The following is a 2,831-nucleotide window of genomic DNA, read 5'->3' as shown; positions in this document are numbered from 1 at the left end:
TTACTCCTTGGTATCCAACAATGAAATTATTCCGTCAGTCTCAGTCAAGGGAGTGGCAAGAAGTAGTTGAACAGGTACAAGTAGAGTTATGGGAAATTATGGGAAAAAAAATGATTATAAGTGTGAAGTAGAACCTTAAATTAAGAGATGGGGAGATGGGGAGATGGGGAGATGGGGAGATGGGAGCATTTTTCTACCTGCTTGGTGCGCTACTAGGTGCGCCGTGCGACATCGCGGGACTGCATCCCCTTTTTCCCCTATTCTCGTTCTTGAATTTCCGAAACTTGTGAGGACTGAGGACCCCTGGATATTCAAGAGATAAACGACCCGATTTAAAGCAATTTATCATGGATTTAATTTGCGCAAACGATGGAGATGTACCATTGTGGATGAGAATTGGGTCGGGAAATGAATCTGACCAAAAACAGTTTGTACTAGCCATGAAAGAGTTTAAAAATCAGTTAAATTTTGACAGTTTAATGGTGGCAGATAGCGGGACTTTAGCAAATTTCAAACCCAAACAAACCCCAACCTCTCTTTATGAGCGGTAAATACGTCGATGTTTTCATCTAACCACTTGATAAAACGGTAAGATATCGCTGTATGAAATGCTTCTAAAGTATCAGTAAAGGTCTCTAAAGTTTTGTTAGCCCAACGCCTTCTTATGCCTCCTGTTAACTGATGCCAGATAATAAATGTATAAGCACAAAATACTAAAGTAAAATGCCTTTTCAAGCTTCTTTGATCTCTGACTTGATATTCTCTTAGCCCTAGCCATCCTTTGGCTTCTAATCACGAAAACTTCCACCCAATTTCTCTGAGAGTAAGTAGAAAATATCCAATCTGAAGTTACACATTTGTGTTCTATATTAGTAATATAATAGTTAATATTAGTGGCATCAGAAAAACTTTTGACATTCATAACGATAGCTATAGTTTTTTGACCTGACATCCGAGACAGTTCTACTTTTAATGTGGCCACCAAAACTTCTGTAGTATGATTTGTACTTAGTTGAACTAAGTGAAAAGCTTTTTGAGGTATACTTTATGCTAGCTTGTCTAATCTAATTTCTTCTTTAATGTTATCCTGTTTTTTGATGATTACTTTTCTATTTTTAGCTAATCCTCCTATATAAGTTAAATTTCTTTTCTCTAGTTGATTTAAGAATGATGTATTGTTATAATAGCCTCCATCAATTAACACAATTTCTGGTTGGTTTCCTCTAGACAAAAATTGATCTACTAGAGACATTGCTAAGTCTGGTTTCTTGACAAATTCTGGGTCTTTTTTCCCTTTGGAAAAGAATCAGCTTTCTGATACAAAGCTATGTCTAAAGGTAGACTTTTAACTCCATCATAAAGATGAGTTGTCACCACGACTATACTATTATCTGTTTTTCCTATTTCTCCTATATATTGTCGCCCTACTCCTGCAGTTAAATTACCACTTCTTGCTCCGTCTTTACGCCGAGGTTTCCTCGGCGCAGGCGGTGCGCTTTTTCTGTGGCCTGAATCGTCTATAATTAAAGCAAATGAACGAGAAGGTTTTGTTTGGCGACATTCCCACATCACTTGAAGACGACGCTCCCATACCAGCATCTACTGACCAGTTGGCTCGAACTAGGAAATGTCGTAATTTGTGGTATGACAGACCTATCGTGTTGTTTGATATCTGAGACAAGTTTTTTCTCTGGCTTTCTCCTAATAATCCTCCTATATAGTTTCTAAACCCTGTTTTTTGAGCTTTTGTCTTAAATACATTGTTAAAGTGATTTGCTTACGCAACGCTACCGCGAACGCACCATCCATGGAAACAAGAGGGCATGGCCACTGAAGTTGTTTCTTTCATTGGACTTTCCCCAGGGAGTAATTAACGTAAAAGACTTGTCAGGTATATATTATCACCTTTTTTTTACCTTTTTTTCACTAAAGTCCCGGCTTCTTACCCTATACTATAAGTCTAAATACTTACTCAAGTTTCCCTCTCTTTATGTACTACATTTTGTCGTGGGGAATGTGGGTTTTAGATTTAATCAGCAAGCCCTAAATATAAATACTGAGAAGTCTGACATTTTTGACTCTGTCAGAACTTCAAAATAAGATGCGTTTACCCTGGTCTAAACTCCAGCTTAGAACTGCCAAGGGTTCCAGGGGTCAAATTCGGTATAGACGATCATCCCCCAAGCGATAGCACTTGTAATGGGTGAAAAAACTAATAGCCAGCGCACATCAAACAGATTCAGAAAATCGAATATCATTATCCTCTCCTTGTTCTTGAGTAATTTTTTGTAACTGGTGTAAAACAACTGCTCGATTCCGTTGGGCACCTGCATAATTATGACTAATTGCCAACGCGCGATCAAACGAACTTAACGATTCCTGATAACGTTTCAGGTTAAATAAAACGTCTCCTTTGTTATTCCAAGCTAAAGCAGCTCCTCGTATTCCCCAACGACCATCCCCCTTAAGGGCTAATTCACAAGAGACAAGAGCTTGATTATATTCCCCTAAACGACTTAATACACCACACCGATTAGCTAATCCAAGGGAATATTCTGGATTAATTAACAGTGAATGATCGTAAGCCATAAGAGCTGCCTTATCACGTCCTCGAACAAACAATTTTTGCCCTAAATTATTCCAAGCCACAAAATCAAATGAATGGGCAATCACTGCACAATAATTGTCTTCAATTTCTGTCAGATCGGATGATTCCAAACAATCGCTTCTTAGAGTATTAACAAAATCAAACCGATCTTCTATAAATGACTCTTTTAATTGAGACAAATTTTCTTCAGATAGGCGAGAAATAACTACCTCTGAATTTAAGA

General features: G+C 37.9%; 1 protein-coding gene and 2 pseudogenes. 1 reads left to right on the top strand and 2 read right to left on the bottom strand.

Going from position 1 to position 2,831, the window contains the following annotated elements; translation table 11 throughout:
* Nucleotides 1-305: 305 nt before the first annotated feature.
* Nucleotides 306-494, top strand: a pseudogene (locus F6K13_RS26770) (IS1634 family transposase); the annotation flags it as partial.
* Between the two features lie 16 nt (nt 495-510).
* On the opposite strand, the pseudogene F6K13_RS26765 reads toward F6K13_RS26770, so the two are convergent.
* Nucleotides 511-1,849, bottom strand: a pseudogene (locus F6K13_RS26765) (IS701 family transposase).
* 380 nt (nt 1,850-2,229) lie between these two features.
* On the bottom strand, nt 2,230-2,831 hold a 602-nt coding region (locus F6K13_RS26760), incomplete at its 5' end, for a tetratricopeptide repeat protein (RefSeq protein ID WP_287288962.1).

This window comes from Okeania sp. SIO2B9 (assembly GCF_010672505.1).
Taxonomy (GTDB): Bacteria; Cyanobacteriota; Cyanobacteriia; order Cyanobacteriales; family Microcoleaceae; genus Okeania; species Okeania hirsuta.
This window is presented reverse-complemented; position numbering and strand designations above follow the sequence as displayed.